This window comes from Methylovulum sp. (genome assembly GCF_028687615.1).
Taxonomy (GTDB): domain Bacteria; phylum Pseudomonadota; class Gammaproteobacteria; order Methylococcales; family Methylomonadaceae; genus Methylovulum.
Window position 1 is genome coordinate 1 of sequence record NZ_JAQTZU010000053.1, and the last position, 6,301, is coordinate 6,301.

The following is a 6,301-nucleotide window of genomic DNA, read 5'->3' on the forward strand; positions in this document are numbered from 1 at the left end:
GCATAAAGGCGGATCGAATGCTTTTTCAAACTGGTCAAATCGGCGGGCCACCCGTTGGAAGCGTGGCAACAGGAATACCCACAGGGCATAAATCCGCCTTGGCCATCGCCAAGCGCCTGCTCGTCGCCAGCATGGCTTGTGTCACGGTCTGGGAAATCGCCGCTGATTTATGCCCTGTGGGTACAACAGCCCGGAAGCCGCCGAATTGCGGGTGTTCCTGATCAGGCTCAATGGCAGGCAAATGCGCCATAAACAGGCGTTCAGCAATCCCGCATTGTTGGCGGGCTTATGGGTTTTCCTGGCCATGTCAAAAATCATGGCGGCCTACTCCCAAGAGGAACTGGAAGCTTTAAAAGCTACTGCACGGCAATTTTTGGGAAATGTTGTGTAGATACTTATGCCCCTGTGGTGGGAAAAAATGCTCCAAGGCCTTGCCCGCAATGACTTGGAGGCGGGCAAGCCCAAGCGCAACCACGGCAAGCCCCGGAACGCGCCGCAGTTTGATGCCCGTACCCTGTTGCTACAGATGTGCGGTGTCGATTTGACGCGTATCGATGGCATTGACGTGACCACCGCGTTTAAGGTGTTGGCGGAAACCGGGGCGGATTTGCCACGCTTTAAGGATGCCAAGCATTTTGCCTCGTGGCCGGGGCTATGCCCCGGCACGAAAATATCCGGCGGCAAAGTCCTGTCCGCGAGGACAAGCCGCAACGCCAACCGTGCCGCACAAGCCTTAAAAATGGCGGCGGTCAGCCTGCGTTCCAGCAAATCCGCACCGGGCGCGTATTACCGGAGGCTTTGCGCCAGGATGGACAAAGGCAAGGCCGTCACTGCCTGTGCCCATAAACTGGCCCGGTTAATTTATACGATGATCACTAAGGGGGAGGCCTATGTGGATCAGGGGCAGGCGCAGTATGAAGAAAAATACCGAGAACGGGCCATTAAAAATTTGACCAAACGTGCCGAACAATTCGGTTTTCAGTTAATTCCTGCTGCCGATGGCGTTTAAAAATTTTCAGTATATCAGTTAGTTAAAGTGAGCTTCTTGAGAGGCTTGTACATACTATTGAATGACAACTTATGCCGCGATTTCAATATATTGAACGATACTTGCGGGCTGAGGTATCGGTAAACCATCTTCAATCAGTCCTTCAATATGAAACTCAATTGCTTCACGAATTTCGCGCTCAGTTTCCTCCACGGTATAGCCGGTAGCAACGCAGCCTGGCAAATCGGGGACGTATGCTGAGTAATTATTTATTGCTTTTTCGACAACGATTGCGTAACGCATGGGTTACTCCTTTAGTTTTGCTTGTTTTAGTATGCTATTTAAAGTGCCGGGGGCTAAATCATCGTTAGGTTTTCCAGGTACAGTTACACGACCACTTTTAATTGGATGCTTAAATTGACGATGACTCCCTCGCGTTGTGGCAAGATACCAGCCATCTTTTTTCAGAAAAATTAAAATTTCATTTACTTTCATGCAAGTAAAATAGCAGATTACAACAGTGTTTCCAAAAATATCGAACGTTACACGACCACCCTATTGTGCCTAACTGCGTTAATTTGAAGCAGGCGAAGAGCCAGTACACTGATATTCAACAGTTACAAGCCATCTGTTACATCCACTATTTGAGCTACTGGTGCATGTCTTAGTTGACCCACCAAATGGTTCCGTGCCTGTATATCCCCATGCTGCACATCTTTGTTTTGCAACACTCAATCCCTGTTGCTCATCTAGTTTGGGAACTTCAAACATGCCATATTCAAATGACAATTTTACTGTTCCATCTGAACGGCTTCCCCCCTGTTGGGATGAGTTGCTTTTGAACTGCACATCCCTGTATGAAGATAATTACGAGAACTGAAGTAGCAAAAAGGGTTATGTGTTTCAATGGAATCTCCTATTAAAAAATGGTCTGTAGCGATTTGCCTAACGTAAAACTAAGGGGCGCGCCTGTCACAGACGATTGACGTAGCCACCGAAGCCGAAAAAATTACAAACCTTCAAAACCGCCACGAAAAAGCGCATCCCGCTTGAGCGTAATGTTAGGCTTTTTGAACAATAAGGTACATGTGTAGCTCTGGGTATTGAGCATACTCAAGATGCCTACAAATACAGCCTAAGCTAATAAATAACTTAAGAAACCCATTGATGCCCAAGGTTGAGTAATATACCTCTGGTCCCATGAAGCTATCTTTATGATCGCCTTGTTCATCTGTGCCTCCAAAAGAGAATATTAATACTCCGTTTGCGTTAAGATTGGAAACCAGTTTTGTTAACACATTCTCTTGCTGATTAAGTGGTATATGCCAAATACTATCCCAGGCGGTAATGAAGTCATATTTTTGAGGCACATTCCAGCTACATATATCTTGTTGATAAAAATTTATTTCAGGGTGTCTTTTTTTTGCCAATCCTATCATTTTTTCAGAAATATCGACGCCTTCTGGATCAAAGCCATTACTTAGGAGGAGGTCGATAAAGCGCCCAGTACAGCCACACCCAACATCAAGTGCTTTGCCTCTATTTTTTACAAATGCAATTACTCTTTCATGCTCAATAATCCCGTTACTCCGATTAAAGTCATCACTTTCCCAAAGGTGGGTAATTTGGTTGTAAGCTTGACCTATATCTTCAGGTTTCATATTTAGCCCAACGTTACGGTAAGGAGCTGCCCGCTTGAGTGCCTTGAGCGAAGCCGCTGACCTGTGAAAACTAAAAACTTCGCCAGCCGGAACGGCGGGCAGTCCCTTTGACTGGCTTGTTGGGCATTGAAGGTGACGCATTTTGCCCCGCACCGGAAAGCCGCCGAATTGCGGACATTCCTTATCAAACTCAGTGGCAGGCAAATGCGCCATAAACAAGCGTTCAGCAATCCCGCATTGTTGGCGGGCTTATGGGTTTTTCTGTCCATGTCCAAAATCATGGAGGCCTACTCCCAAGAGGAACTGGAAGCTTTAAAAGCTACTGCACGGCAATTTTTGGGAAATGTTGTGTAGATACTTATGCCTCTAGGGGCTAGAAACCACTTACCTTTGAATTTAAATTTATGTTTCAAAACCGCCACCGGGCGGCGCGTCCCTTTGACTGACTTGTTAGGCCAGATAGCACCCGCCAAAGCCCAGCAACCACCTGCAAAAACGACAGATAAAAAAGGTGGCAAAAAAGTGCTGCCTACCACGCTTCATTGTTCTCAAGGCAGATTGGCAACGTAAAGGGTGCGATTGGATTTCGTTGTCCTCACACTAACAACCAACCGATTTCCATGCACTGAACCTGGCCCTAATTCGTTTTGCACTTCAACAGCTTCCGAGCCATCGCCGAGAGAATCGCCGATACCAATAATGCGCTTGATTTTATAGCCTTTTGCCATAAAAATTCCCATCCTGCCATTAGCCGTCAAGCCATCACAATTCGTTGTATTAGCAAAAAAGAACACCCGCCCTGCGTCAGCAACAAAATTACCGATAGCATTGATTGGACATTGGCCTATGCCGGGCAATTTATCGAGGTTAGTAACAATCTTACGGATTGGGCCGGTATTATTGCGTCGGGAAAAAATACCGTAATAATCCTCTCCCGCTTCGGCATAAAAGACAGCGGTAAGGCGATCAAACAAAAAATAATTAAAAGACGACCCGCCCGTTGCAGGACTTGGATCGCCCGGCAAATTATCTGAGCGCAGCATGCGATGCGGCTTACCAACATACAGTGCTTGCGGGCCGAAAACATTGTAGCCGGCATAGCCAAGGAAAGTGGCTCCGGTGGCCGGATTTATCCCTAGGGTAGGTGCATAAAAACCACGTGGCTGAAAAAATGGGAAAGAGGTGTCAGGATCGTTGTTATCACGCACCTTTTTCAAACCGGCACCATCATATCGTGCCTGATAAACACCTGATGGGTCATTATTGCCTAATGTTGCCGCAGTAAAAAATACGTTCTTACCATTAAAAGCATAGGCATTGTGACAACCTTGCTGGCTAATGCCGGTAAATTGCCCAAACAAAAAGCCGCCTAGACTAGGATTAGGCGTATTGTAGTTAGCAACCCGTTTAATCACTGCATTCGAAAGGCGCACTGAATACAAGCCTCCGGCACCGCGTAAATCGCTATTTGGATTTGAGTCGTGACCCAAAAAAGCGATTAGACCATTATGCAACAACGGTGATGTTGTGTAATCGCCACCGTTATTTGACCCAAAATCCATAAATTTACCGAATCCGCCGGGTACCAGCCGGTTTTTGCCGACTATTTTGCGCAGTCCGGTAGCGTTTGCTTTGATCGTCCAAATCGAATCAAAACCCGTCCGAAAGCCATCATGCATTGAACGAAACACCACATCATCACCTTCAACCACTCCACATGCCACTCCCGAAAAGAAATCGGCGCTGTTTGGGTCAGCCTTATCTGGTCGTTCTTGGCCTTCACTAACCAACGGCTTAAATACCACAGCAGCTTGCGCCGTCGCCACCAAACTTGCGCTTGATATTCCTATCAGAACAGTTGCTGCAAAAGTGGAGACATGTTTCAGAGCTGAATTTGCCTGGGCATTTAAACCCAGTATTTTGTTCATTTTATTATTGACATACATAAACACACTCCCAATGCTGCGCTAAACGATTGCAGTTAACCGGTACGCAGCAAACCGGAAATCTGCAAGACAGGATACACTTTTCGTGTATCCAATTCACTGCCTAACGTTACGGTAAGGGGCACGCCGCTAGCGAAAGCTAAACGAAGCCGCCGAACCTTGATAAAAACGAAACTCCAAAACCGCCAACGGGCGGCGCGTCCCTTTGACTGACTTGTTGGGCTTGAATATCTATGAAACAAAACAGTCAAAGTCTTTCTGCCCATCTAATCGAAATGCCGAGTAATCAAAGCCATCCGCTAATTTTATAGCCCTAACGTTCAAATTTCCTGATGTCCGTAGCCGCTCGCAATACTTATAAAGGGTAGAAGCATCTTCCGTTAAGATAAACGGGATAGTTTCATGTGACGCTTGCGCCATTATTTTTATGTCGTCACGGATTACGGAGCGGCTATCTCCATCATCCCGTGTGCCAAGCAAGTTCCATAGTCGAGCGGATTCTATTGAATGCGGAATGTTGAATGGAATGGTTCGGAAGTTTTTAAGTGGCAAATCAGTAATTGGTTGTTTGATAGCAATTTCCGCAGCGACAATAGAGGAAAAGTAAATTGGCGTTTGTTGTTCCAGCAACAATTTATAGTAGAGAGCAGCGGTATTGTGATTAACTCGATTACGATCAACCAATGAAATAAGAAAACTGGTATCTAACAACACAGAAACTGTCATGCTTGACCGCCGCGAATTGTCTCTAACCATTCCGTTGAGTTCGGGACATTTGCCCAAGCTTGAGTTCCTCGTTCTACCATTAGATTAAACTCGTCATCATCGTAGCTAGGTTGGTGAGCTTCAAAAGTAAGCAGGTTTAGATTACGTAATTCTCCAGTGTGTAGGTTTTCTTCGGCGGTGACATGTAGCAAAGCAGTGCGATACAAACGATCTTGACCGTTTTTTTCCAAATAATCTTGAGTGGATGTAATAGGAGGCAGTATTGCACCGTTTTCCAACTTAAGATGAACATTCGCTTTAGTATTTCCGCCCATATCAAAAACGATACCGTGTAAATATTTTTCTACATGAACCCAAACATCTTCAACTCTACGAAAATTAGATGTTGCGTCGATTACAAAAGATAGGTTAGCGGATTTATTTGCAACCGAGTAGCGCCTATGCGGGTTTTTTTGTGCTAAAGATTGCCAACGTTCAACTACATTTGCTCTTTTTGAATCAATTAAATTGAGGGAATCTGAAGACTTCAACTGATCAAGATCAGACCACAGCGTGATTGCAGAGAGCAAACCTGTTGCGACAAGGGCTAAAGAACCTTCTTCTATAGAAATTAGAATCTTAGCTATGTCAATGTCACGATTTGATCCTTTCAAAAACTCGGCAACATCTTTTTGAAATTCTCCCAACAACGCTAAAGAAACGTGTGAGGGAGTTACTTCTCCATCATCGATACGGTCACTAACAGCGAAGCGTAGTTGGTTTATTGGGTTCACGGCTTATTAATTCTCACTTTAAGTTTCGCACGATGCGTCATTATATGTTCGTCGCACCTCGAAGAAAAGGAAGAGTTGATACTGCCCAACGTTACGGTAAGGAGCTGCCCGCTTGAATGACTTGAGCGAAGCCGCCTACCTGTGAAAACTAAAAACTTCGCCAGCCGGAACGGCGGGCAGTCCCTTTGACTGGCTTGTTGGGCATTG

General features: G+C 45.7%; 11 protein-coding genes and 1 pseudogene. 5 read left to right on the forward strand and 7 right to left on the reverse strand.

Features of this window, described 5'->3' with window-relative positions:
• The 3 genes and pseudogenes from PHH59_RS16755 to PHH59_RS16765 all read left to right on the forward strand — a co-directional run.
• Positions 1-221 (forward strand): hypothetical protein (locus PHH59_RS16755; protein ID WP_300018998.1); only part of this gene is annotated, 221 nt, incomplete at its 5' end.
• Positions 170-391, forward strand: a complete 222-nt coding sequence (locus tag PHH59_RS16760; protein ID WP_300018971.1) for a hypothetical protein — start codon at positions 170-172, stop codon at positions 389-391. The genes PHH59_RS16755 and PHH59_RS16760, both read left to right, overlap by 52 nt.
• 105 nt (positions 392-496) lie before the next feature.
• Positions 497-1,009: pseudogene (locus tag PHH59_RS16765) on the forward strand (transposase); the annotation flags it as partial.
• Between the two features lie 69 nt (positions 1,010-1,078).
• Here the strand turns inward: PHH59_RS16765 and PHH59_RS16770 are convergent.
• From PHH59_RS16770 to PHH59_RS16780, 4 genes are all read right to left on the reverse strand, one after another.
• Positions 1,079-1,291 (reverse strand): type II toxin-antitoxin system HicB family antitoxin, encoded by a 213-nt coding sequence (locus PHH59_RS16770; RefSeq protein ID WP_300018974.1) that lies wholly within the window; start codon positions 1,289-1,291, stop codon positions 1,079-1,081.
• A gap of 3 nt (positions 1,292-1,294) precedes the next feature.
• Positions 1,295-1,483, reverse strand: a complete 189-nt coding sequence (locus tag PHH59_RS16775; protein WP_300018978.1) for a type II toxin-antitoxin system HicA family toxin — start codon at positions 1,481-1,483, stop codon at positions 1,295-1,297.
• A gap of 78 nt (positions 1,484-1,561) precedes the next feature.
• Positions 1,562-1,837, reverse strand: a complete 276-nt coding sequence (yecR, locus tag PHH59_RS16995) for a YecR family lipoprotein (RefSeq protein WP_366145496.1) — start codon at positions 1,835-1,837, stop codon at positions 1,562-1,564.
• A gap of 212 nt (positions 1,838-2,049) precedes the next feature.
• Complete coding sequence (locus PHH59_RS16780; RefSeq protein WP_300018981.1) at positions 2,050-2,649, reverse strand: class I SAM-dependent methyltransferase; 600 nt, start codon at positions 2,647-2,649, stop codon at positions 2,050-2,052.
• 132 nt (positions 2,650-2,781) lie between these two features.
• Here PHH59_RS16780 and PHH59_RS16785 point away from each other — a divergent pair, with 132 nt between their 5' ends.
• Together PHH59_RS16785 and PHH59_RS16790 are read left to right on the forward strand one after the other, a co-directional pair.
• Positions 2,782-3,003: a hypothetical protein gene (locus tag PHH59_RS16785; RefSeq protein WP_300018984.1), complete on the forward strand. Its 222-nt coding sequence runs from the start codon at positions 2,782-2,784 to the stop codon at positions 3,001-3,003.
• A gap of 36 nt (positions 3,004-3,039) precedes the next feature.
• Positions 3,040-3,219, forward strand: coding sequence for a hypothetical protein (locus PHH59_RS16790; RefSeq protein ID WP_300018987.1), 180 nt, complete (start codon positions 3,040-3,042; stop codon positions 3,217-3,219).
• Here PHH59_RS16790 and PHH59_RS16795 read toward each other — a convergent pair.
• The 3 genes from PHH59_RS16795 to PHH59_RS16805 all read right to left on the reverse strand — a co-directional run bounded on the left by PHH59_RS16795 (position 3,198) and on the right by PHH59_RS16805 (position 6,094).
• Positions 3,198-4,595 (reverse strand): hypothetical protein, encoded by a 1,398-nt coding sequence (locus PHH59_RS16795; RefSeq protein ID WP_300018989.1) that lies wholly within the window; start codon positions 4,593-4,595, stop codon positions 3,198-3,200. The genes PHH59_RS16790 and PHH59_RS16795 overlap by 22 nt on opposite strands.
• A gap of 231 nt (positions 4,596-4,826) precedes the next feature.
• Complete coding sequence (locus PHH59_RS16800; protein ID WP_300018992.1) at positions 4,827-5,321, reverse strand: PIN domain-containing protein; 495 nt, start codon at positions 5,319-5,321, stop codon at positions 4,827-4,829.
• Positions 5,318-6,094 (reverse strand): hypothetical protein, encoded by a 777-nt coding sequence (locus tag PHH59_RS16805; RefSeq protein ID WP_300018995.1) that lies wholly within the window; start codon positions 6,092-6,094, stop codon positions 5,318-5,320. The genes PHH59_RS16800 and PHH59_RS16805 overlap by 4 nt, the downstream gene beginning before the upstream one ends.
• Between the last annotated feature and the right edge of the window lie 207 nt (positions 6,095-6,301).

Bases quoted from the DNA above. Each gene is read 5' to 3' on its own strand.
- PHH59_RS16770 (WP_300018974.1), bottom strand. From the start codon at position 1,291: ATGCGTTACGCAATCGTTGTCGAAAAAGCAATAAATAATTACTCAGCA.
- PHH59_RS16795 (WP_300018989.1), bottom strand. From the start codon at position 4,595: ATGTATGTCAATAATAAAATGAACAAAATACTGGGTTTAAATGCCCAG.
- PHH59_RS16760 (WP_300018971.1), top strand. From the start codon at position 170: ATGCCCTGTGGGTACAACAGCCCGGAAGCCGCCGAATTGCGGGTGTTC.
- PHH59_RS16775 (WP_300018978.1), bottom strand. From the start codon at position 1,483: ATGAAAGTAAATGAAATTTTAATTTTTCTGAAAAAAGATGGCTGGTAT.
- PHH59_RS16800 (WP_300018992.1), bottom strand. From the start codon at position 5,321: ATGACAGTTTCTGTGTTGTTAGATACCAGTTTTCTTATTTCATTGGTT.
- PHH59_RS16780 (WP_300018981.1), bottom strand. From the start codon at position 2,649: ATGAAACCTGAAGATATAGGTCAAGCTTACAACCAAATTACCCACCTT.